The organism is Tenacibaculum sp. M341, assembly GCF_004337695.1.
GTDB lineage: Bacteria > Bacteroidota > Bacteroidia > Flavobacteriales > Flavobacteriaceae > Polaribacter.
The window spans coordinates 246,511-270,767 of the sequence record NZ_SJXJ01000002.1 but is presented as its reverse complement, the minus strand read 5'-3'; the positions used below and the strand labels follow the sequence as shown (position 1 = coordinate 270,767).

The window sequence follows — 24,257 nt, the reverse complement described above, 5'->3', positions numbered from 1 at the left end:
TGGGTTTCTTTCAATACAATAGTTATAAAACTATACTCTCTATCTCCTTCTTAATGTAATTTCGCTTGAGTTTCCGTTTTCATCGGTAAGAGTTGCTTTGTTATCACAAGTACCGTCTCCAAAATCTAAAGTACTTTTTACACCATCTTTAGATATTTCTTTTGATCCACTCACAATATATTTACAAGCATATTCTCTTCTTAATTCATCAACAATAGTAACAATAACTTCAACACCATCTTTATTAACAAAACGCCAGTTTCCTGAGATTAAATAAACATCATCACCTCTTTCGTCAGTATCACTTCCCGCTATTTTCTCTCTCACCCTTGTTCCTTCAAGTGTTAATACTTCGCCTGTAGACAATGTTGTTACAATATTTACAACATGAGTAGCTTCTTTGTTCCCACTAGCATTCTCTTGAATTTTGTTTACTGACTTAGTTCCTGATATTTGATGACCATCAACAGAAAAGTCAATAAATGTAATTTCTTTAGAAAATTCATTTGCTGTTTCTGTGTATTCTATAACAATCTTTCCCTTTAACTCACGTCCTCTTTTTCCTGTACAACCATCACCAAAATCTAACGTAACAGTTTTAGTTCCATTAGCATCATCTATTTCAACAGCTCTTATTACACAGTCATCTTCTACACTTTTATTACTTACCTCTTCTTTTCCAGCTATTAAAAAAGCATCATCATCAATTAAATTATTAATATCTGATGTTAAGTCATCAACCAAAATAACACTTTGCACCTCTTCAGGAAGCAAGTTGCTTGTAGCATTCACGTTATCATCTGAACAAGAGATAAAAAAGAATACTCCACTAATTAATAGAACTCCTAATTTTAAAACATTTCGTGTCATAATAAATAGTATTTAAAGTCATATTGCTTTGACTTGTAAAAGTTTAAAAGGTTTAATCTTAAACATTTCATTCATCATTCGTTAGAAAAAACAATCCAAAAACCTTTACTTTATAACAACAACTATTTAATATCTTCTTAATAGTATTATGTTAGAAAAAATAATTGTACATTTGCAACTTCAATGAAATCATTGGTACATTAAAATCATTTAAACAATATTGGTATGTATTTAACTAAAGAAGTAAAACAAGAAATTTTCGCAAAGCACGGTAAAGGTGCTAACGATTCTGGAACAGCTGAAGCACAGATTGCTTTATTCACTTTTAGAATTAATCACTTAACAGAGCACTTAAAGAAAAATCGTAAAGATTATAATACTGAGCGTTCGTTAGTAAAAATGGTAGGTAAGCGTAGAAGCCTATTAGATTATCTAAAGAAAAAAGAGATCAACAGATATCGTGCGATTATCAAAGAATTAGGTATCAGAAAATAAACCTTACAAAAAGAGGCAGGAAATTCCTGCCTCTTTTTTATTTTAGCAATAATTATTGTAACCTATTACAATTCTTATAAATAAGTATTCATTTACTTCCATTGGAACAACACACAACAACAACACAACAACACACAAAACAAATTAAATTTTTAGAAGACATTTTATGATTCCAAAAGTATTTAACCAAGTCATTGAACTTGGAGATGGAAGAACCATCACACTAGAGACAGGAAAATTAGCAAAGCAAGCAGATGGTTCTGTTGTTGTAAAAATGGGAGACACAATGTTATTAGCAACTGTGGTATCTGCAAGAACTGCAAATCCAGGTATTGATTTTTTACCTTTGACTGTAGATTACAGAGAAAAGTTTGCTGCTGCTGGGCGCTATCCTGGTGGTTTTATGAAGCGTGAAGCAAGACCAAGTAATGACGAAATATTAACCATGCGTTTAGTAGATCGTGTTTTACGTCCTTTATTTCCTAAGGATTATCATGCTGAAACACAAGTTATGATTCAATTAATGTCTCATGACCCAGAGGTTATGCCAGACGCTTTAGCTGGTTTAGCTGCTTCTACTGCAATACAATTATCTGATATTCCTTTTGAAGCTCCAATTTCAGAAGTACGTGTTGCCCGAATTAATGGAGAGTTTGTAATCAATCCAAGTTTCGATCAGTTAAAGCAAGCTGATATGGATATGATGATTGGTGCATCTGCTGACTCAGTTGCGATGGTAGAAGGTGAAATGGATGAAGTTTCTGAAGAAGAAATGGCTGATGCTATTAAGTTTGCTCATGAAGCTATTAAAGTTCAGTGTGCTGCCCAAATAGCTTTAACAGAAGCTGTTGGTAAAAAAGAAACTCGTGAGTATGAAGGTGAAGCTACAAACGAAGAACTTGAAATTAAAATAAAAGAAGCTACATATCAAAAGTGCTATGATATTGCTAAAAAAGGAACTTCTAAACAAGAAAGAGGTTTAGCTTTTTCTGAAGTAAAAGAAGAAGTAATAGCAATGTTTACCGAAGAAGAAGTTGAAGAATATGGTGATTTAATTGGTAAATATTTTGGTAAAGCTCACAAAGCTGCTGTTCGTGATTTAACTTTAAATGAAGGATTACGTTTAGACGGTCGTACTACTACTGATATTCGTCCTATTTGGTGTGAAGTAGATTATTTACCAAGAACTCATGGTTCATCTATATTTACTCGTGGGGAAACTCAAGCATTAGCAACTGTTACTTTAGGTACATCTAGAGACGCTAACATGATTGATTCTCCAACTGTTCAAGACGAAGAACGTTTTTACTTACATTATAACTTCCCTCCTTTTTCAACTGGTGAGGCAAGACCTTTAAGAGGTACTTCTCGTCGTGAAATTGGTCATGGAAACTTGGCACAACGTGCATTAAAAGGAATGATTCCTGATGATTGTCCTTACACAGTTCGTGTAGTATCAGAAGTATTAGAATCAAATGGTTCTTCTTCTATGGCTACAGTTTGTTCTGGTACTATGGCATTAATGGACGCTGGTGTTCAAATGAAAAAACCAGTATCTGGTATTGCAATGGGATTAATTTCTGATGGTGATCGTTATGCTGTTTTATCTGATATATTAGGAGACGAAGATCATTTAGGTGATATGGACTTTAAAGTAACTGGTACTGCTGAAGGTATTACTGCTTGTCAAATGGATATTAAGATTAAAGGTCTTTCTTACGAAATCTTAGTTAAAGCATTAAAACAGGCTCGTGATGGACGTTTACATATCTTAGAAAAATTAACTGATACTATTGCTACTCCTAATGCAGATGTAAAATCTCATGCTCCTAAGATGGTAAATAGAGTTATTCCTAACGATATGATTGGAGCATTTATTGGTCCTGGTGGTAAACACATTCAAGAACTTCAAAAAGATACAGAAACTACTATTGTTATTAATGAAGATCCTGTTACTGAAGAAGGTATTGTTGAAATATTAGGAACTAACCAAGAAGGTATTGATAAAGTAATTGCTAAAATTGAAGCAATGTTATTTAAACCAGAGAGAGGTTCTGTTTACGAAGTTAAAGTTATAAAAATACTTGAGTTCGGTGCTGTTGTAGAATACACTGAAGCGCCTGGAAACGAGGTATTATTACACGTAAGCGAATTAGCTTGGGAACGTACAAATAATGTTACAGATGTCGTAAATATGGGAGATATCTTAGATGTAAAATACTTTGGTATTGATCCTAAAACTAGAAAAGAGAAAGTATCTCGTAAAGCTTTATTACCAAAGCCAGAAGGATATGCTCCAAAACCTAGAAATAATGACAACAAGGGAAGAGGTGATAATAGAAATCGCGGAGGTGATAGACGTCGTGATGATAGAAAACCTAGACCAGAGAAAAAAGATGCTTAAAAAGCATTATAAATTATATTCAAATAAAAAATCGTCAATATTAATTGACGATTTTTTTGTTTCTTATTTGTGTATTAAAGAATTATTCTTTTACAAAAATCTTATTGTTAGTTCCTTGTTGAGAAACTAGTTTAACAATATAATTACCCGCAGATAAATCTGTCATAGAAAGAGTAAGCTTATCATCTTTTATAAAATCCTCTACATCATAAGAAGCTATTTTAGCTCCTAAAACAGAATAAATTTCTACTAACGCTCCTTTTCTATCAAATGAATCTTTTAACAAAATGCTAAATTTATCTTTTACCGGATTCGGATATAAAACTCCAACAATATCATCTTTAACGATATTATCCTCTGTACTCAAAGTATTACTTCCAGTATCTTCAATAGCGTTTATACCAGCTGTCCATGGAGTACCTCCTCGTTCGTAAGCTCCAATATCTGGTGCAGCTCCTTTAAATATTTTACTGAATCCAGAAATAACTCTTCCCATATCAACTACTGCACTACCATCTATAGGCATAAAATTCAATGCATCCGGATCTTCTAACGGTGAAGTAGCATCAATTAAATTGTCTTGCATTTCAAAACCAGTAACAGTAAACCAATCTCCAACATTAGAATAATTATTATATACCCTATTGTTTTTCTGTTCATATCCGTTTACCCATGAATCTGAAGCTCTTTCAGCATTCCAAATAGTATTATGGAAAAAATCTAAATTCCAATTCGCCCAATTTACTTGATATGCAGACCAAGACACATTCCATACTACATTGTGGTGTACGACATATCCTTTACTATTATTATCTAAATAAATTCCTGCTGCTTTAGTTCCTGCAAATGACGGTGGCTTAGAATCATGAAACCAATTATGGTGTATTTCCGTTCCTTTTAAATCATCATTTCCTACCGTGTAAAACACTCCTGAATCAGCATTTATCAATTGAGCTTTAGACACATCATTGTAAGCAACCTCACAATTATCGCCGCTCACATAAATACCATCTCTACCTGAATTGAAAACAGTATTCTTTAAAACTTTTACATTATTTGCTGTTGACCTAATTGGTGTTGTATGAATTCCTACATAATTTACATTAGAAATGGTATTCTTTTCTATTATTGAATTATGAGCATCTGCCCAATTATTAACAATAATTCCATTAAATGAAGAATGATTAATTGTACAACCTCTTACAACAGTACTTTCACCCAACACTTCTATAGCTGCGTCTCCTACACTAGCACCACTAGTTTGTGAAGCATCTGCAAAACCTTCTATAGCGTGTGATATTTTATTATTTTCAATGATATTGAAATCTCCCTTCACCTTAATTCCGCCTCCAAAAAACTCAATTCCTTCAACTTTTACATAATCACCATTAATTTCTGAAGTATATCTATGAGTTGTATATTCTACGGAATCATCTTCAGGAATATTACCATCTGACGTTTGAAAATACAAAGTATTAGTAGCGTCATCATAATACCATTCATTTGCATGATCTAAAGCTTCTAATTTATTAAATAAGTACAATTGACCTCTATGACCATTTCGTAAAATTGTTGGATTATGTGGATCAAAAGGCCATTTAGTGATATCTACTCCTACATGTTCTATTCTAGTTGTTGAACTACTCGTTATTTCTCTTATCCAACTTGTACCTGAATGTCCTCCTAAATAATAAACATATCCACCAGTCCAATCAAAATTAGGGACATCGGTAAGCTCAAAAAAGTCACTTCCTCCACTATCAATAAATTTACAATCTATCGTCCATCTATCATCATCTGTATTATTTGGCCATCTAGCTAAATCCATATACTCACCATAATGGTAAATACTTCTGAATCGTTCGCCTAAAGACATGTCTACAGTTGTTTTATAAATACTACCAGCATGAGCTTGCCAACCATTGATAACTTTGGTTGCTTTAACCTCTACACGTTCTCCATCTTCTGCTTTAAAAGTCAGATAATTTCCTACTGTACCGTCTTTACTTACTACTAATCTTTCATCGTAAGTTCCTCCTCTAATAATACAAGTACTACCCGGAGTCATTTGAGACATAGCTCTGTTAAAAGTTTTAAAAGGACTAGTTTTGGTTCCTGAATTGCTATCATTTCCGTTAGTGGCTACATAAAAAGTATTTTGAGCTACTAAAAAAGGCATTGAAAACACCAAACAGAAAATAAACAATACGTTTGATTTATTGATTGTCATATGATTAAGGAATTAAATAAACGTAACGTTTATGTACTCTTTTTAGTATAAAAAATATATTATTTTTTTAAAAACATTCTTGCTTATGTTTCGTTACTTTGTTTCCAAATAAAAACATTGAAAATACAGCGTTTTACATATCTATCTTTAGGGAGCAATGAAGGTGATAAATTAAAAAATCTTCAAACTGCAATTGATATTATTGCAGATGAAATTGGTAATGTTTTAAAAATAGCAAAAGTTTATAAAACTCCTGCATTTGGTTTTGAAGGCAATGATTTTTTAAATACTTGTATTAAAGTTTCAACCAGTATTTCTCCTGAGAATCTTATTAAAAAACTTCTTGAAATTGAAAGTAGATTAGGTAGAGTTAGAACTAATAAAGAAGGGTATAGCAATAGAACTATTGATTTAGATATTTTACTTTTCGACGATGAAATTATCTTTGAAAAGGATTTGATAGTTCCACATCCAAGAATGTTACAACGTAAATTTGTTCTAGTTCCTCTAAATGATATAGCTTCTTCGGTAATTCATCCTATTGAAAGAAAAAAAATTATTCATTGTTTAACAAATTGCGATGATACATCAGAAATAATAACTACTGATGAAACTTTAATTAGACCTGTAACCATTTCTGAGAAATACAACTACATTGCTATTGAAGGAAATATTGGAGCAGGGAAAACAACATTAACCAAGATGATGTCGGACGATTTTAATGCTAAAGTTGTATTAGAACGTTTTGCTGAAAATCCTTTTTTACCTAAATTTTATAATGATGAAGAGCGTTATGCTTTTCCTTTAGAAATGAGCTTTCTTGCTGACCGCTATCAACAGCTTTCTGATGATTTAGCGCAGTTTGATTTATTCAAGAACTTTATTATTTCTGATTATTATATTTTTAAGTCATTAATTTTTGCACAAGTTACACTTCAAAATGATGAATATACTTTGTATAGAAAGATGTTTGATTTAATGTACAAAGAAATTGTAAAACCAGATTTATACGTGTATTTATATCAAAATACAGATAGATTATTACAAAACATTAAAAAAAGAGGAAGAGAGTACGAGCAAAATATTGAAGCTGATTATTTACAAAAAATACACGATGGTTATGTTAACTTTATAAAAACTCAGCAAGACCTTAATGTATTGGTTATAGATGTTTCTGAACTAGACTTTGTATCGAATAAAGATGATTACAAATTAATTATAAAAAAAATCAAGGAATATACTCCTTGATCTTTTTAATTATAACTTTTATTCGCTATTTATTTTTTTATCAGCTCTAATTTTTCTGCAAAATAATCACAGAAATCACGCATAGTAGCACTCATTTTTTCGTCATTAGTTGCTCGTTCAAATGTATTAGACATAGATACTAATGTTTGATGAAAAAATTGCTTCATTTCATCTACAGGCATATCTTTTGTCCACAAATCCATACGTAATGTATCTTTTTGTTTGTGATCCCATACTGATAACATTATTGCCTTAGAAGCTTCATTGGTTATACCTCCATCTTCTGCATTCCAAGAAATTTCCTCAGGAACTCTGTTTTCATCTAAGCCTACTTTAAATTTTATCTCTGAAGTATGTACTATTGCCATTATTTTTTAGGTTTGTATTTAGATTCTTTAAAAATCTTTTCTTCGTCAGTTTGTAATAATTCCGACAAAGATACGTCATTCTTTTGCATATATGATCTAACAATTTGCCAACCTACCCAAACACCTATTCTTCCTGGTGATAAATTATCTTCTCCTAGATAAAATTTTGAAAAAGGAGCAGCATCTAAAAAACGCTGATTCAATTTAGAATCAGTACTAAATAGTAATTCTTTTTCTATGAAATACTTCCAAATATAGTCTTCGCTGCTTTCTGCCCAAGTTATCTTTTCTTCAGCATACCCTATTTTTTCTCTATCAGATAAACCTGGTAAATAGCTATCTAACAAATACATTTTTTTGCCTTCATAAATCATCTTACTAATAAAATTACGTTCTCTATTTGGTGGCATTTGCACATTTATAATTGCATTAGCTGCATCAACAATTAGATGATCTTTATGATTATTCAATTTTACATAACCTGGATAATCTCCATAAAATTCATGAGTACTACCTAAATAGACATCTAATGATATTAACAAGTATTCTTGATTGTAAAGTACTCTATTATCATAATCAATATTGGTTAACATTGTTATAACAGTTGGTGGTAAGAAATTCGGATTATAGTATGCTACATGCTTAAATAAATTTTCTAATTGCTTCTCTTGTAAAGAAAGGTCTTTAAATACTTTTTGTGTTTCTAAAAACAACTCTTGCTCTTCTTTATTATTTATTTTACTTATCCAAATAGAATCATTATCGTGCGGAAATAAAATACGATACTGTTCTTTTAACTTTGGTAGTGTTGCTTCAGTTGTACTATAAAAATCAATATCAAATCTGGCTAACTTAAAATCACCATTAATATTAGTAACATCTACATTAAACTTATTGTTGTCTTTAGCGCAAGAGGCTAATATTAACAATCCTAAAAAAACACTATAAATCCTTCTCATTTATTACTTTAAATTAGTGTGGTACAACTTTTAATATCTCTACTTTTAAACCTTAAACGGTTTAACTATATTTACATATAAAATATAAACTTCGAATTTACTAAAATAGTACAAAATGAATACACCTAAAGTTGCTGAACATATTGTAAAATGGTTAAAAGATTATGCTGAAAACGCAAAAGTGAACGGTTTTGTTGTTGGTGTATCTGGTGGAATTGACTCAGCTGTAACCTCTAGTTTATGTGCAAAAACAGGTTTACCTACCCTATGTATAGAAATGCCTATTCACCAAGCAGAAAGTCAAGTGAATAGAGCTAAAGAACACATTGCTCAATTAAAAGAACGTTTTTCTAATGTTTCTGAAGCTCAGGTAAATTTAACTTCAACTTTTGAAGATTTTAAAACTGTAGTGCCTAAAGTAGATGCTTCTGCTAAATTAAATTTGGCTTTAGCCAATACAAGAGCTAGGTTACGTATGACTACCTTATATTATTTTGCAGGTTTACATGGTTTATTAGTTACAGGTACTGGTAATAAGGTAGAAGATTTTGGTGTTGGATTTTACACAAAATATGGAGACGGCGGTGTAGATTTAAGTCCTATTGCTGATTTAGTTAAATCTGAGGTATTTGCTCTTGCTTCACACTTAGATGTACCAGAATCTATCCAAAAAGCGCAACCTACAGATGGTTTATTTGGTGATAGTAGAACTGATGAAGACCAAATTGGAGCATCTTATGACGAATTAGAATGGGCTATGAAAATGCAAGATACTGGTAAAAGTGTTGATGATTTTGATGGAAGGCAGAAAGAAGTATATGCTATTTACACTCGTTTAAATACTATTAATCAACACAAAATGGTACCAATACCTGTATGTGAAATACCTAGTGATTTAAAATAATATAGTAGCTAAAACTACTCGAATAACACAACTTCTAACATGAATATTTTTTGTTACAATTAACAAATTGTTATGTTAGGAGTTCTTTTTTTGAATTTTGCTCATAAAAAAAGCTTTAAAATAACAATTAAGTTATATTTAAAGCATTAATTAATGTTTTTAAAAATGTAAAAAATTTAATTAAAGCAAGTTTGCAGAGATCATTAACTGTTTAATTTTTTTATACGATTTTTTTTTGTTTCCATTTGATATTTGAAATGGAAGTTCGATGAAAAGCACCAATAGCTTACCTATTTGAAGCAATTTTCTCATAGTTTATAGATTTATTTCTGATTCTTTCTTACGAAGCGAAGATATAAAAAAATGTTAATTATAAAAAAAAATGACCTATGATTTAACCGTTAAATTACACGATTTAACTTCTCATATAATAATTTCTTTAATTCTAAGTAATTTGTAATCTCTTCTAAATCTGGAACTTTCCCTTCCTCTTGTGATTCTGTCATTATGTTTTTGATCTTCAACTCTATCAAAACCCTTCTCAGATTCAAGATAACATCAGTAACTAACTTTGGTAAAATTTTGACGGTTTGAGTTACAAAAACTTCTTTACGTTCCCAGTCACTTAAAATGTACTTTTCTTCGTCCATTAAAACATCGGTTACTAATGAAGCAACTGAATTATTTTCACTAACAATTAAACGTTCTACGGATATTTTTTCATCTTGATTTACCTGATATACTATTTCATGATAAAGTAATTGAAAAACTTCATTTGTAAACTCAATTTCATCTTCTTGCAAATTCAAGTACAATTCATTACAAACTGTATTTAAATACTCTTCTTTCTCTAAAATTGGTCTACCATATTTATCTTCAGCATGAATCCAGTTAATAAAAGCAACTTCCTCGTTTCCATAGAGCAATAATATTCTTAACACCTCTTTTTCTAATAAGAATAAGGTATCAATTTTTGCTTCCTTTTTAGATTCTCTAACTGGTTTTAATCTAGGTCTTGGAGTTTCTTCTTGCCTTGGTGCTTGTGGATTTTTATTTAAAAGTTGTGCTAATTCACTAAAAAGTACTCTTTCTGAAATATCCATAATACGTGCACATTCTTGCACATAAACTTCCCTTTGAATTCCATCAGGAATTTTGGCAATACTCGTAACAATATCTCTAATTAGCCCCGCTTTTTTTACAGGGTCGTTCTGAGCTTCTTCCATTAATAAAGAAACCTTAAAACCTATAAAATCTTGCGAATTTTCCTCTAAATACTTCTTTAATGCAGCATCTGAATTAGCTTTAGCAAAACTATCAGGATCTTCTCCTTGTGGAAAAGCTACAACTTTTACATTCATCCCCTGCTCTAGTATTAAATCGATACCTCTTAAAGAAGCTCTAATACCAGCTGCATCTCCATCAAATAAAACTGTTATATTATTGGTTAAACGATGTACTATTCTAATTTGATCTGGTGTTAAAGCTGTACCAGAAGATGCTACTACGTTTTCTATTCCAGATTGATGAAATGAGATTACATCAGTATATCCTTCAACTAAAAAACAGTTATCTGCTTTTGCTATTTCTTTCTTTGCCTGATAAATTCCATATAAAATTTTACTCTTATGGTAAATATCACTTTCAGGAGAGTTTAAATACTTAGCAGCTTTTTTATCGTTAGTTAGAATTCTACCTCCAAATCCAAGTATTCTTCCAGACATACTGTGAATTGGAAACATTACTCTTCCTTTAAATCTATCAAACATTCTAACTTTATCTCCACCTTCTTTAACGATAGTTAGACCTGTAGATTTCAAATACTTTATATCATAACCTTTATCTAAAGCTGCCTTTGTAAAGTTATCCCATTCATCTTTACAATAACCTAAATCAAACTTTTCTATAATATCTTCTCTAAATCCACGCTCCTTGAAATAAGACAGTCCAATTGCACGTCCTCTCTGAGAATTTAGTAATAAATCGTGAAAATATTCTTTTGCGAATTTAGAAACCAAAAACATACTTTCTCGTTCATTAACCTGCTTTTTTTGCTCTTCAGATTGTTCGGTTTCTTCAATTTCTATATTATATTTTTTAGCTAACCATCTAATGGCTTCAGGATACGAAAAGTGTTCATGTTCCATTAAAAAGGAAATTACATTCCCTCCTTTTCCGGTACTAAAATCTTTCCATATTTGCTTTACAGGTGACACCATAAAAGACGGTGTTTTTTCATCCACAAAGGGACTTAATCCTTTAAAACTACTTCCTGACTTTTTTAATTGTACAAACTCACCAATTACCTCTTCTAATCGAGCGGTTTCAAAAACTAAATCTATGGTTTGCTTGGTAATCATGCTATAAATATAAAAAACCTCGCAAAGATAACTTTTGCGAGGTGATTTTTATAAATTGATTTAATAAAAGTTTTTAAATCTTGTGTGTTTATTAAGATGCTGCTTTTAACTTTTGTAATGCTTTTCTAGTTAATTTTTCTTCAGCATAATCTCTAGTTACTTCAAATTCACTTACATCTGAACCTGGCAACTCAAACATTGCATCTGTTAAAATTGCTTCACATAAAGAACGTAAACCTCTGGCTCCTAATTTATACTCTACTGCCATATCTACAATGTATTGTAAAGCATCTTCTGTCATAGAAAAAGCTACATCATCCATTGCAAAAAGCTTTGTGTATTGCTTTATGATAGAGTTTTTAGGTTCAGTTAAAATTGCCCTTAATGTTTTAGCATCTAAAGGATTCATGTAACTTAAAACTGGTAAACGTCCAATAATTTCAGGAATTAACCCGAAAGATTTTAAGTCGGCAGGAATAATGTATTGTAATAAATTATCTTCATCTATTCTGTCTTCATCAATAGACGCACTGTAACCTACAGCTTGCATGTTTAATCTTTTACTGATGATTCTGTCAATACCAGAAAAAGCTCCACCTGCTACAAACAAGATATCTTTTGTATTTACTTGAATAAACTTTTGTTCTGGGTGTTTTCTACCTCCTTTTGGAGCAACATTCACTACAGCTCCTTCAAGTAATTTTAATAATGCTTGTTGTACTCCTTCACCAGAAACATCTCTTGTGATAGATGGATTATCTCCTTTACGAGCTATTTTATCTATTTCATCAATAAAAACAATACCTCTTTCTGCTTTCTCAACATCGTAATCAGCTGCTTGTAAAAGTCTGCTTAAAATACTTTCAACATCTTCTCCTACATATCCAGCTTGAGTTAATACAGTTGCATCAACAATTGAAAATGGTACGTTTAACATTTTTGCTATTGTACGAGCTACTAACGTCTTACCTGTACCAGTTTCTCCAACCAATACAATGTTAGACTTTTCTATTTCAACAGCGTCTCCAGGTGCTTTTGCTTGTAATAATCTTTTGTAATGATTATATACTGCTACAGACATTGCTTTTTTAGTTTGCTCTTGACCAACGATATGTTCATCTAAAAATGACTTGATTTCAATTGGCTTTTTCAAAATAAGATCAGAACTAAGACTCGATGTCTTTGCTTCTGCTATTTCTTCTTGTACAATACCATAAGCTTGCTCAATACATCTATCACAAATATGGGCATCCATACCTGCAATTAATAAATTGGTTTCAGCTTTTTTTCGTCCGCAAAACGAACATTCTAAATTTTGATCTTGCGACATTATAAATGTGTAATTTATTCTTCTACTTCTATAAAATTTTAACTTCTTATCCTCTAGTTAAAATTTCATCTATCATTCCGTATTCTTTAGCTTCATCTGCCTTCATCCAGTAATCTCTATCTGAATCTTCATGAACTTTATCGAAAGGTTGACCTGAATGCTTAGAAATGATATTGTAAAGTTCTGTTTTTAACTTTCCAATCTCTTTTACTGTTATTTCCATATCAGATGCCTGACCTTGAGCTCCACCTAACGGTTGGTGAATCATAATTCTTGAGTGTGGTAACGCAGATCTTTTACCTTTTTCTCCTGCACACATTAAAACTGCTCCCATTGAAGCTGCCATACCTGTACAAATAGTTGCTACATCTGGTTTTATAAATTGCATTGTATCATAAATACCTAAACCAGCATATACTCCACCACCTGGTGAGTTAATATATATTGAGATGTCTTTTGTAGCATCTACACTTTCTAAAAATAACAATTGTGCCTGAATTACATTTGCTATTTGATCGTTAATACCTGTACCTAAAAATATAATACGATCCATCATTAAACGTGAAAACACATCCATTTGTGCTACATTTAATTGACGCTCCTCAATAATATACGGCGTTAAACTACTTGTTATTTTATTATAGTAAGTACTACTAATGCCATGGTGCTTAGTAGCATATTTTTCAAATTCTTTTCCGTAATCCATTATAGTTTCGGTTTCTTTAGAGTTATTAAAGGATAAAGATACGAAGTTTTTCTGGTATAAAAAGTGTAGCTATTCCTTTTAAATAGTAGTTGAATTATTTATTGATTTTTTTTTAACACAATTATCTCTAAATTCTCATTTTATTCGTTAAAATTCATTTAATTGTAAAAATTAAACTACTTCATTTACTAAATAAGCATCTTTTTCTAACTCCATTCTAAAAAGAGTTCCTCTTTTTGGATGAGAATCTATGATAAAGGTTCCTGATAGCTGATCTATTCTATCTTCTATGTTTTTTAACCCTATTCCTTTGTAATCTAATTTGGTATTAAAACCAACTCCATCATCTTCAAAAGATAAATAAATTAAATCATCAACTACCTCTAATTGTATTTCTATTTTAGAAGCTTTAGCATGTTTTAATGCATTAGAAATCAACTCTTGAATAATTGAAAAAATTTCATTTTGTAAATACTTTTCTGTTCTATTTATTATTTTTTTTTCTGACACTGAGAAAGAAATTTTTACATCAGAAATTTCATCAATACTAGAAATATATTCCTTTAAAACTTCCGCATAATCTTCTTGCCTAATTCGTTTTGGCAATAAATTATGTGATAGCTCTCTTATTTCTTCATAAGTATTATTTAAATCGTCTTTTATCTTTTTTAATTTATCTGAAGCTTCTGGTAATTTTTCAAATTGTAATTTAATTGCAGCCATATTACTTCCAATAGAATCATGTAGCCCTCTAGCTAACCTTTTTCTTTCCATATCTTTTCCTTCTATAGAGGCTTTTACCAATTCTAACTCTTGGTTTTTCATTAATGCTTTTATTTTCTGATAACTAAATTCTTCTTGAGTTTTATTTAACTCTTTTTGTGTTTTTAATTTTTGAAAATAAAATCTAAGCAATAATAATATTGCAATAATGATCAATGAAGCCGCAATTAAAATGATATTTCTAGTTAAGTTTTGTTGAGCTATTTGTTGTTCTTTTAACTCCTGATCTTTTTTTAACAAAGTAATTTCACTTTCCTTTTGTGCCGTTTCAAACTTTACCTCTAATTCATTTATTTCTTTTTCCTTTTGAAGTTTATTTATAGAATCTTTTAATTTTATATATTTTTCAGAAAAAATTAGTGAGTTTTTAAAATCGCCTTTCCCTTTTTTTATTTGTTTTAAGAAATCGTAACATTCCAACATATCATTCAAATTTCCTTTTTCTTTTACTTTTTCTAATAATGATGTAATTAAACGCTCTGCCTCATCATATTTCTTTTGTCTTATATATAGCTGGACTAAGAACTTTTCAGCTTGTTCTCTTAATTGTGAATATCCTTCTTTCTTGCTTTGCTTAATAATTTCTTTCAATTTTTTGATCCCTTTCTCTACTTCACCTAATTGAATATAATTATCAGCTATATTTGTTTTTATAGCCAATTTATTATATAAACTACCTTTGGTATACTTTAAACTTTCTTTGTAATATTCATTTGATTTTTTAAACTCTTTACGAACCGCGTAAATATTTCCAATAGAGGCATATGATGTTAGTTTAGCTCTTAATTCAGGACTTTTTATTCCTTTTTTAAACATCTTTAATGCTTTATCATACTCTTTATCCAAATAATAAATATTACCTAAATTGATTACAAAACCATAATAATTGTAAGTATCATTCCAAAGCTCAGCCTTTTGTACTCCTTCAATATATAATTTCTTAGCCTTATCTTTAATACCTTTCATAGTGTAGGCTGTAGCCAATGTCATAGTTCCCAGCAAATACCTATGTCTTTTAATCGAATCTGAAGAAAAGTTTTTGTAACCCAAAGTTTTTTTGGCATAAAATATAGACGAATCTAAATGATTTGCCTTGTAGAAATAAGAGGACAATAAATTAGATGCTAAAGATTTCCCTGCATCAGAATTACCTTCTTTCATTAATTTTAATGACTTTACATAAGCTTCTTTTTCTTTATTCTTTCTAAAAAATAAGTTGCTTATTTCTTCCATAGACTCTTTATCTTTCTTTTCTAAGTCTTTTAAATTGCTATTTTGAGCCGCTATGCTTATAATAAATAGTGACAACAGTGTGGTCAGGGATTTTGTTCTCATCTTACTAAAATATGGCATTTAATAAACGTATAAAAAAAATAAGCAACATATATTATTAAAACTAAAGAAGATACTTTTTTAACAAAACACCTTTTTCATCTATAAAAAAATATAGTGTAAAATATTTTTTCACTGAATACGGGGGTTTTTCTGTTTACTAGTTAAAATAATTTTGCTTTCTAATTAAGTGTTCATTAAAAACTAAGTTAAGATTTGGTTATGGTCTTTATTAGTTTTTAAAATATTGTGCAAAATGAAATGGAAGATTGCAATAAAATGGAAGATTGCAATAAAAGAGATTTTTAAAATAGTTATTAAGGATGAAAAAAGATAATGCTATTAATGGTAAACATAAACTTTAAGAAAAGTGTTTATTAATTGTTGATCATCGTAGTTATACAAATATTGGGAAAAGGGACGTAAAAAAACTGAACATCAACACAGCTTTTAATGTCTTATTTGTAAATCAACAATATGTTACTTTGCTGCATTATCTATAACGATTCCTTCTTTTAAAGAAGGGATTGTTTTTTTTTATTAAAATTTAATGTATTTCATTTTTAAAGCATACTTGGTTAAGCCTGCTAAGTTTCTAACATTTAATTTAGATATTAATGTTTTTCGATAACTTTCAATAGTGTGTTTGCTTAAAAAAAGCTCATCCGCGATTTCTTGAGTAGTATATTCTTTAGCAATTAATGTTATAACGTCTATTTCTCTTTTTGTCAGTTTAACTTTTTCTTTTCCTGAAGATTGTTTGTATTCAAAATAAGTGTTTTTTATTCCTCTTGAAAAATATTTTTTCCCTTCTAAAATAGTATTCACAGCTTGCAATAACTCTGGTTTATTGGCATTTTTAGAAATGTAACCATCAACATTATACTGTATCAATTCTTCAATCATTTCAGCATTGTTATGCATACTAATAATTAAAACACCTATGGATGGATATTTCTCTTTAATAATTTTTGTTAATTCTATACCCGTGATATCAGGCATTGAAATATCAGAAATAATTAAATCAATATTTTTCTCAGAATTAATCTCTAAATATTTTATGATTTCATTTCCATTTTTAACTCCTAAAACAACATTCATATTTTCTTCAGTTTCAAGTAAACCTTGTAAACCTTCTAAAAACATAGAATGATCATCTACAATTATTAAATTATTTTTTGTCATGACAATATTGGGGAATTATAATAACATAAATATCTGTTTGAAAATATAATTATTTTCTCTTCAAATATAACAGATATCATAGCTAAACTTCAGTGTTTTGCTAATTCTTAAACAAAAAAAATTAACCTTTATTATATCTTTTTTAACAAAAATCAGGAGTTTCCTATTGCTTTACTTGAAATGTAACAAAAGAATGTAGTTTAAAAAAAGTAAAAAGCCAGCATACCCCCATATACTGGCTTTTAAACTGGTAAATTATTAGGATAATGTGATTTAAGGGATTACGTTAAATATTTTACAAACATCCTAACAGTTAATATCTCTGGTTCAAAACTACAAAATAAAAACAGTCATCCCCTAAAATAGACAGTGACAAAAAGTGACATTGTCAATAAAATCAAGGGCTGCAGTAATTTATTGATGGCTAATCTTAATTTTTATTACTTAATATAAAATGAATTATTTATTTAATTAGAATAGTAAAAAAACGAAAAGCCAGTATTCCCCGAAATGCTGACCTCTATAAACTGGTAAAGTATAAGATAATTATTTATTCAAGGGATTATAAGTAAATAAGGGTAACTATCTTTACAGTTAATGTCTCTCTGATTCAAAACTACAAAATAAAAATAGTTACACCCTAAAATAGGCAGTGACAAAAAGTAACAAAACCTTAAATCCCTTGCACAAAGCCTTCTAACTCTTCATTTTTTGGTATTTGCATTTTCTTTCTAATTCTATATCTCAAGGCTTTAATTGAATCAATACTTGAATTTCGAATAGATGCAATTTCTTTAATTGATAAGTTTAAACGTAAAAAACTACACATTTCTCGTTCCGTTTTAGTTAAATTAGGATACAATGTTTTTAGTTTTTCCTCAAACCCTTTGTTTACTTCATTAATTTTATCTTGAACTAATGAGAGTTTATTTTCCGTTGTAATTTGTTGCTGTAACTTTAAAAGAAGCGTATTGGCATACTCTTGTACAGTTTTATAATCATTAGATCTTTTATCTTTTCTAATTTGATTAGAGAGTTGTTTAATAAACTCTAAACGCATTGTATTATCAGCAATTAAATACTTTAATTCAGTTTCTGATGCTTTAACTTGCTCTACTAATACTTGTTTTTTCAGTTTTTCTTTTTCATATTTATCTTTAACTATCTGAGTTCTAGAAACAGAATCTCTCCATATTAAATAACCAATTATTAAAGCAGCTATTAATACAATAACAAAAAGTCGTAAGTATAATCTTTTCTGTAACTCTTTTCTACTGGCAATTGCCTCTAATTCTTTTCTTTCTGCCTCAAATTCATTTTTTAATTCTAGTTCTTTAATTTGTTTCTGCTTTTTTAAACTAAAAATAGAATCTGAATACTTTTTAAAAAGCACATGATTCTTAAAAGCCTCTTCAAAATTACCTTTCTCCTTATGTATAATACTTTGCTTTTCAGTAATTTTAGCTATGATATACTTGAACCCCTGCTTATCTGCCACTTGAAAAGAAGAATCTAAATATTTTAAAGATTTATCATACTCTTTAAGCTTAAGAAATGAATAACCAATATTGTAAAAAGTAGTGGAAACATTTATAAGACTATGATTCTCTTTGATATATGCTATATTTCCTAAGTGAATTTTAACCGCTTCGTCATAACGATCTTCAGAACCATAAAGTAATGCTAGGTCATTTTTTATGGTACTAATTCTTAGTTCGTTCTTTAAATCTGTAAAAATTTTTAACGCTTTATTGTAAAATATAAATGATGAATCAATCTTTTTCAACCTTCTATATGTACCACCCATACAGATATAATTTCGTCCTACTAAAGACAAATTATTAATTGAGTTAGCCAATTTAATAGATTCTTCAGAACTACTAATTGCCTTTTTGTATTCTTTTAAATAATTATAAACAACTCCTTCTTTTAAAAGGTTTCTTGCAATATTAATAGTATCGTTTAACTCTTCATATAAATTTCTTGATTGTAAATAAGATAGTAAACTCTTATTATTCTCTCCTTTTTTGTGATAAACATTACCTAAGTTCTTTAAGATTCTTGCTTTACCTTTTTTATCATCTTCTTGAACTATACTTTGGGCATAATTCAAATATTGCTCAGATGCATATAAATCATCTTCCAATATATTGACACCTCTTTTAACTAAGTAATTAATCTTTTTCTTATAGCTATCTATGTTTTGTAAATCAGTCTCAATAACTGATTTAATCGAATCCTTCTTTTGTGCGTTGAGAGATATAACCAAAAAGAAAGATAAGAAGTAAATTTGGGGTATTCTTAAAATCATGAATTAAATATAAAAAAAACCAGCAATAGTTGCTGGTTTTAACGTATAAATATGATTTTTATTTTATCCTCCGAAATCGTCAAAGCGGATATTCTCATCTGGGATACCGAAATCTTCTCCCATTTTTTGTACTGCTTTGTTCATTAATGGTGGTCCACAGAAATATAATTCTATATCTTCTGGACTGTCGTGTTTACTTAAAAAGTTATCAATAACACAATTATGAACAAAACCAACAAATCCATCTCCTTCTCCATCTAAACTATCTTTTACTTTCCAGTTATCTTCTGGTAAAGGCTCAGATAATGCAATATGAAATTTAAAGTTAGGGAAGTTTCTCTCTAAATCATAGAAATGTTCTAAATAGAATAATTCTCTTTTAGAACGACCTCCATACCAGTAAGATACTTTACGACCTGTCTTTAATGTTTTGAATAAGTGATATAAGTGAGAACGCATTGGCGCCATTCCTGCTCCACCACCTACATATAACATTTCTGCTTCTGAATCGTTAATAAAGAATTCTCCATAAGGTCCAGAAATAGTTACTTTATCTCCTACTTTTCTAGAGAAAACATAAGATGATGCGATACCTGGATTTACATCCATCCATCCACCTTTAGCTCTATCAAAAGGAGGAGTAGCAATACGAACATTTAACATTATTTCACGTCCTTCAGCTGGGTAAGAAGCCATCGAATAAGCTCTTTCAACTGTTTCAGGATTCTTCATTACTAAAGGCCATAATTTAAACTTATCCCACTCAACTTGGAATTTATCTGGAGTTTCATGCTCTTCTGGATGAGCTGTAATATCCATATCAGAGAACTTAACTTCACATGGAGGAATTTCAATTTGAATATATCCACCTGCTTTATAGTTCATATCTTCTGGAATCTCTACAACAAACTCTTTAATAAAAGATGCTACGTTGTAATTACGTACTACTGTCGCTTCCCACTTCTTAATTCCGAAAATTTCTTCTGGAATAGAAATGTCCATATCTTGTTTTACCTTCACCTGACATGCTAAACGAATACCATGTTGTAATTCTTTACGAGTAAAGTGAGGTGTTTCAGTAGGTAATGCTTCACCACCACCAGAATTAACGTGACACTCACACTGAACACAAGATCCACCACCACCACATGCAGATGGTAAGAATATTTTTTCATTACCTAAAGTAGATAATAAAGTTCCTCCTGATGGTACCTCTATTGTTTTTTCTCCGTTAATTGTAATTTTAACTGGTCCAGATGGTGCTAACTTTTGTTTTACAAATAATAACAATGTAACTAATAATAAGATTACTGCTAAAAATGCAATAACAGTTATACCAATTGTTCCTCCTGTGCTTACTTCTAAAAATACCATTATTCTGTAATTTCTTTAGTGTTATTAGCTAACTTTTTAACCTCTTCTTTGTTGTCTACTTTTATCTCAGCAGAAGTTTCTTTTTTATCAGATTCTTCATCACCTCCAGTTAACATACCACCAAAACTCATAAATCCGATAGCCATTAAACCTGTAATAATAAAAGTAATTCCTAAACCTCTTAAAGGTGCTGGTACACTTGAATAACGAATCTTCTCACGAATAGCAGCAATAGCTAAAATAGCTAAAAACCATCCGATTCCTGATCCTATACCATATACTAAAGATTGGCTAAAAGTAGGAATCTCACGTGATTGCATAAATAAAGATCCACCTAAAATTGCACAGTTCACGGCAATTAATGGTAAAAAGATACCTAAAGAGTTATATAATGCTGGTGCAAACTTTTCAACTATAATTTCTACTAACTGTACCATGGTTGCAATAGTTGCAATAAACATGATAAATGATAAGAAACTTAAATCATAACCTGCATATTCTTCTCCTAACCAAGATAATGCTCCTGGCTGTAATAAATATTGATCTAATAACCAGTTGATAGGAACTGTTACTGCTAATACAAAAATAACAGCCGCACCCATACCTACTGATGTTGATACTTTCTTTGAGATAGCTAAGTAAGAACACATTCCTAAGAATGTAGCAAATACCATGTTATCTATAAATATCGATTTGAAAAATAATTCTAATAATTCCATTTTTTATAGTATTGAGTATTGAGTGTTTAGTATTTAGAATCTTGTTATTACTAACATTTTAATACTAATATCTCATTACTATTTTAATCTTCTATTAATGCTGTATTTCTACTACGTTGAACCCAAATAATGATTCCAACAACGATTAATGCCATTGGTGGCATAATCATGAATCCATTATTCTCATATCCTAAAGCATACAATCCTGTTTTTTCTACAGAATCACCTAATACTGGAAAACCGAATAAGCTACCAGAACCTAATAATTCTCTGAAAAAAGCAACTATAATTAAGATTACACCGTAACCTAAAGCATTACCTATACCATCTAAAAATGATCTCCATGGTCCGTTACCTAAAGCAAAAGCTTCAAAACGCCCCATAATAATACAGTTTGTAATAATCAGTCCAATAAAAGCTCCCAGCGTTTTACTCAATTCATATTGATATGCCTTTAATGCTTGGTCTACTATAATTACTAAAGTAGCAACTACAATTAACTGAACAATAATTCTAATTTTAGAAGGAATGATATTTCTCATTAAAGAAATAACTACGTTACCTGCTCCTAATACAAACATTACAGAAACTGCCATTACCACGGCTGCTTGTAATTCAGCTGTAATTGCTAATGCCGAACAAATACCTAATACCTGAATTGTAATTGGATTGTTATCTGCTAAAGGATCTTTAATTAATCCTGCGTCTTTTTTTGATAATAGTCCCATAATTATTTTAATGTTTTAAAGTAAGGTACATACTGCTTAATCTCAGTTTTGATCATTGCAGAAACTCCATCACCAGTAATTGTTGCACCTGCAATTGCATCTACCTCATTATCTGTTTTATCCTCGTTCTTTGGATCGTTATTACCTTTAGCAACTCTAATTCCTTTAAAGCTTCCGTTAGACATTAACTCTTCTCCTGTAAAATCATCCATAAAGAAACGTTGCTTTATGTTTGATCCTAAACCAGCAGTTTCACCAGCGTGATCAAAATACACACCTTGAACAACCATGTTTTTATCCATAGCAACATATCCCCAAATAGCATCCCATAAACCTTTACCTCTAATTGGAGCTATATAAAATGTTTTACCATCTTTTTCTCCAACAAATAAAGGTAATTTTCTTACGTTACCTGCTTTTGCTAATGTTTGTTGCTTTTTAATATCTATTAAATAAGCATTGTTATCTTCTTTTACATCATCACCAGCAATTACTAATTGCTTTTTGATATATTTAGAAAACTCTTCTGCTACTTTATCTTTAGATACAAAGATTGCACTACTCTCATCATTATCATTTACTCCCATAGCATACAAAATGTTTTGCTGCTTTTCGATACGCTTGTTTGCATCGATTGTTGGACGAAGTGTTGATGCTGTAAAAGCTAAAAGTGCTCCTACTACTAATACCATTCCAATGGCAAAAAGTACTGTGTATACATTACTATCTGTTTTTGATGCCATAATTATGCTGTTTTAGCTTTTAAACGTTTTAATCTTCTCTTTACATTACCTTGTACTACGTAATGATCAATGGTTGGAGCAAATACATTCATTAATAAGATTGCTAAGAATACTCCTTCTGGATATGCAGGGTTGAAAACTCTAATCATAATAGATAAGAATCCGATTAAGAAACCATATATCCATTTACCTTTATTAGTTTGTGAAGCTGTAACTGGATCTGTTGCCATATATACTGCACCAAATGCTAAACCACCAATAATTAAGTGTTGCCACCAGTCTGTACTCATTAATCCATAAAACTTACTACCATCAGCAATAATTCCATTAGAAGCAATCAAATTAAAGATTAATCCCATAACTGCAGCTCCTAAAAACGTAGATACAATAATTCTCCAACTACCAATTTTAGTAAAAATTAAAAAAGCAGCTCCTAATAAAATTAAGAATGTAGAAGTTTCACCTACAGAACCTGGAATAAATCCGAAAAACATATCTGAAATTGAATAAGCAACTTCTTGATTTTGTGCGTAACTACCTAAAATTGTTTCACCAGAAATAGCATCAGCTTGACCTGCTCTTGCTACTGCATCGTGCACCCATACTTTATCTCCTGACATCCAAGTTGGATATGCGAAGAATAAAAACGCACGGATTGTTAAAGCTGGATTTAAAATATTCATTCCAGTACCACCAAATACTTCTTTACCTATAACTACACCAAAAGCAACTGCTACAGCTAACATCCATAAAGGTAAATCTACAGGTACTATTAAAGGTACTAACATACCTGTTACTAAGTATCCTTCTTCAATTTCGTGTCCTTTGATAATACAAAACACGAATTCTATTGCCAATCCTACTACGTAAGAAACAACAACTAAAGGTAAAACTTTAATAAGTCCTACTCCTAAATTACTTAAGTTCCAAAAATTACCACTAAAAAAACCTGTAACTCTCTCTACTTCTCCTGTAGCTACATGGTGTTGGTAACCTGCATTAAACATACCGAATATTAAACATGGAATTAAAGCCATGATTACTGTATTCATTGTACGTTTTAAATCGTCTGCCCCTTTAATATGAGTTCCTCCATGAGTTGTCTCATTTGGCAAGTATAAAAAAGTATGAAAACCATTGAATAGCGGTGCCATTTTGGTTCCTTTATACTTTTCTTTTAAATTATGTAAATTTTGTTTTAAGCCCAT

At 30.3% G+C, this 24,257-nt stretch carries 19 protein-coding genes; 4 read left to right on the top strand and 15 right to left on the bottom strand.

The window, feature by feature from the left end:
- Nucleotides 1-39: 39 nt before the first annotated feature.
- Nucleotides 40-870: a hypothetical protein gene (locus tag EYW44_RS03060; RefSeq protein ID WP_132722193.1), complete on the bottom strand. Its 831-nt coding sequence runs from the start codon at nt 868-870 to the stop codon at nt 40-42.
- A gap of 225 nt (nt 871-1,095) precedes the next feature.
- Between EYW44_RS03060 and rpsO the strand changes: the two genes are divergently transcribed.
- A complete protein-coding gene (gene rpsO / locus EYW44_RS03055) occupies nt 1,096-1,365 on the top strand; it encodes a 30S ribosomal protein S15 (protein ID WP_132722192.1) in 270 nt (89 codons plus the stop codon).
- A 166-nt stretch (nt 1,366-1,531) separates the two neighbouring features.
- Entirely contained in the window at nt 1,532-3,769 is a 2,238-nt protein-coding gene (locus EYW44_RS03050; RefSeq protein ID WP_132722191.1) for a polyribonucleotide nucleotidyltransferase, read from the top strand.
- Between the two features lie 82 nt (nt 3,770-3,851).
- Here EYW44_RS03050 and EYW44_RS03045 read toward each other — a convergent pair whose 3' ends face one another.
- The gene (locus tag EYW44_RS03045) at nt 3,852-5,999 is read right to left on the bottom strand and encodes a right-handed parallel beta-helix repeat-containing protein (protein WP_132722190.1); all 2,148 of its coding nucleotides are present in this window, start codon (nt 5,997-5,999) and stop codon (nt 3,852-3,854) included.
- Between the two features lie 117 nt (nt 6,000-6,116).
- Here EYW44_RS03045 and folK point away from each other — a divergent pair, with 117 nt between their 5' ends.
- Complete coding sequence (folK, locus tag EYW44_RS03040; RefSeq protein ID WP_132722189.1) at nt 6,117-7,247, top strand: 2-amino-4-hydroxy-6-hydroxymethyldihydropteridine diphosphokinase; 1,131 nt, start codon at nt 6,117-6,119, stop codon at nt 7,245-7,247.
- 29 nt (nt 7,248-7,276) lie between these two features.
- Here the strand turns inward: folK and gldC are convergent, their stop codons facing one another.
- Together gldC and gldB are read right to left on the bottom strand one after the other, a co-directional pair.
- On the bottom strand, nt 7,277-7,615 hold the full coding sequence (gldC, locus tag EYW44_RS03035) for a gliding motility protein GldC (RefSeq protein WP_132722188.1): 339 nt from the start codon (nt 7,613-7,615) through the stop codon (nt 7,277-7,279).
- A complete protein-coding gene (gene gldB / locus EYW44_RS03030) occupies nt 7,615-8,574 on the bottom strand; it encodes a gliding motility lipoprotein GldB (protein WP_132722187.1) in 960 nt (319 codons plus the stop codon). Before gldB ends, gldC begins: the two co-directional genes overlap by 1 nt.
- A gap of 115 nt (nt 8,575-8,689) precedes the next feature.
- Between gldB and nadE the strand changes: the two genes are divergently transcribed.
- Entirely contained in the window at nt 8,690-9,478 is a 789-nt protein-coding gene (gene nadE, locus EYW44_RS03025; protein ID WP_132722186.1) for an NAD(+) synthase, read from the top strand.
- 401 nt (nt 9,479-9,879) lie between these two features.
- Here nadE and dnaG read toward each other — a convergent pair whose 3' ends face one another.
- From dnaG to EYW44_RS02970, 11 genes are all read right to left on the bottom strand, one after another.
- Nucleotides 9,880-11,838 (bottom strand): DNA primase, encoded by a 1,959-nt coding sequence (gene dnaG / locus EYW44_RS03020; protein ID WP_132722185.1) that lies wholly within the window; start codon nt 11,836-11,838, stop codon nt 9,880-9,882.
- A gap of 91 nt (nt 11,839-11,929) precedes the next feature.
- A complete protein-coding gene (gene clpX / locus EYW44_RS03015; protein ID WP_132722184.1) occupies nt 11,930-13,168 on the bottom strand; it encodes an ATP-dependent Clp protease ATP-binding subunit ClpX in 1,239 nt (412 codons plus the stop codon).
- Between the two features lie 46 nt (nt 13,169-13,214).
- Nucleotides 13,215-13,874, bottom strand: coding sequence for an ATP-dependent Clp endopeptidase proteolytic subunit ClpP (clpP, locus tag EYW44_RS03010; RefSeq protein ID WP_132722183.1), 660 nt, complete (start codon nt 13,872-13,874; stop codon nt 13,215-13,217).
- Between the two features lie 171 nt (nt 13,875-14,045).
- Nucleotides 14,046-15,992: a tetratricopeptide repeat-containing sensor histidine kinase gene (locus tag EYW44_RS03005; RefSeq protein WP_165872143.1), complete on the bottom strand. Its 1,947-nt coding sequence runs from the start codon at nt 15,990-15,992 to the stop codon at nt 14,046-14,048.
- A gap of 537 nt (nt 15,993-16,529) precedes the next feature.
- Nucleotides 16,530-17,174, bottom strand: coding sequence for a response regulator transcription factor (locus tag EYW44_RS03000; RefSeq protein ID WP_132722181.1), 645 nt, complete (start codon nt 17,172-17,174; stop codon nt 16,530-16,532).
- Nucleotides 17,175-17,847: 673 nt separating this feature from the next.
- A complete protein-coding gene (locus EYW44_RS02995; protein WP_132722180.1) occupies nt 17,848-19,485 on the bottom strand; it encodes a tetratricopeptide repeat protein in 1,638 nt (545 codons plus the stop codon).
- Between the two features lie 63 nt (nt 19,486-19,548).
- Nucleotides 19,549-20,859, bottom strand: a complete 1,311-nt coding sequence (gene nqrF / locus EYW44_RS02990) for an NADH:ubiquinone reductase (Na(+)-transporting) subunit F (RefSeq protein WP_132722179.1) — start codon at nt 20,857-20,859, stop codon at nt 19,549-19,551.
- Nucleotides 20,859-21,578 (bottom strand): NADH:ubiquinone reductase (Na(+)-transporting) subunit E, encoded by a 720-nt coding sequence (nqrE, locus tag EYW44_RS02985; RefSeq protein WP_132722178.1) that lies wholly within the window; start codon nt 21,576-21,578, stop codon nt 20,859-20,861. Before nqrE ends, nqrF begins: the two co-directional genes overlap by 1 nt.
- Before the next feature lie 83 nt (nt 21,579-21,661).
- Complete coding sequence (locus EYW44_RS02980; protein ID WP_132722177.1) at nt 21,662-22,306, bottom strand: NADH:ubiquinone reductase (Na(+)-transporting) subunit D; 645 nt, start codon at nt 22,304-22,306, stop codon at nt 21,662-21,664.
- 2 nt (nt 22,307-22,308) lie between these two features.
- The gene (locus EYW44_RS02975; RefSeq protein ID WP_132722176.1) at nt 22,309-23,049 is read right to left on the bottom strand and encodes a Na(+)-translocating NADH-quinone reductase subunit C; all 741 of its coding nucleotides are present in this window, start codon (nt 23,047-23,049) and stop codon (nt 22,309-22,311) included.
- A 2-nt stretch (nt 23,050-23,051) separates the two neighbouring features.
- Nucleotides 23,052-24,257, bottom strand: a complete 1,206-nt coding sequence (locus EYW44_RS02970; RefSeq protein ID WP_132722175.1) for an NADH:ubiquinone reductase (Na(+)-transporting) subunit B — start codon at nt 24,255-24,257, stop codon at nt 23,052-23,054.